The sequence below is a fragment of the Mesorhizobium sp. WSM4829 genome (assembly GCF_055811475.1).
Window position 1 is genome coordinate 1 of the sequence record NZ_JBVVQJ010000143.1, and the last position, 565, is coordinate 565.

Consider the following 565-nt stretch of genomic DNA (forward strand, 5'->3'; position numbering starts at 1 on the left):
AGCGAGCCTTCCAGCACGCCAGGCACTTCCTCGATGCGGTCGCGCAACTCGCGCGCAGCCGTCGTCAGAACGCGCTCAGGCACCTCGCCCGACAGCGTCACGACAAGGACGGGGAACTCGGAGACGTTGACCTCGGAGACCACAGGCTCCTCGGCTGCCTGCGGCAGGTCGGCCTTGCCATCCTGGACCTTGCTGCGCGTGTCCTGCAACGCCGTCGCCAGATCCGTCTGCGGCTGGAATTGGACCATCACATAGCCGCCGCCCTGGAAGGCGGCCGAACGCATCTCCTTGAGACCTTTGAGACTTTTCAGCTTGGCTTCCATCGGCCGCAGCAGGAGGCGTTCCGAATCCTCGGGCGAGATGCCCTGATAGACCAGGCCGACATACATCATCGTAATCGCAACGTCGGGTTCGGCTTCCTTCGGTGTCGACTGATAGGCGACCGCACCGGCAAGGATGAGGAACACCAGGACCGAAATGGTCAGCCGGGCATTGCTGATTGCGAGTTTGACGATATCCATGATTACTGCGTCCCGGCCGTCGCTTCGCCCAAGAGCTTCTGGAT

General features: G+C 62.3%; 1 protein-coding gene. It reads right to left on the minus strand.

The genetic code is table 11. From position 1 onward, the window contains the following. On the minus strand, positions 1-521 hold a 521-nt coding region (locus AC0L17_RS34585), incomplete at its 3' end, for an efflux RND transporter permease subunit (protein ID WP_473519006.1). Positions 522-565 lie beyond the last annotated feature (44 nt).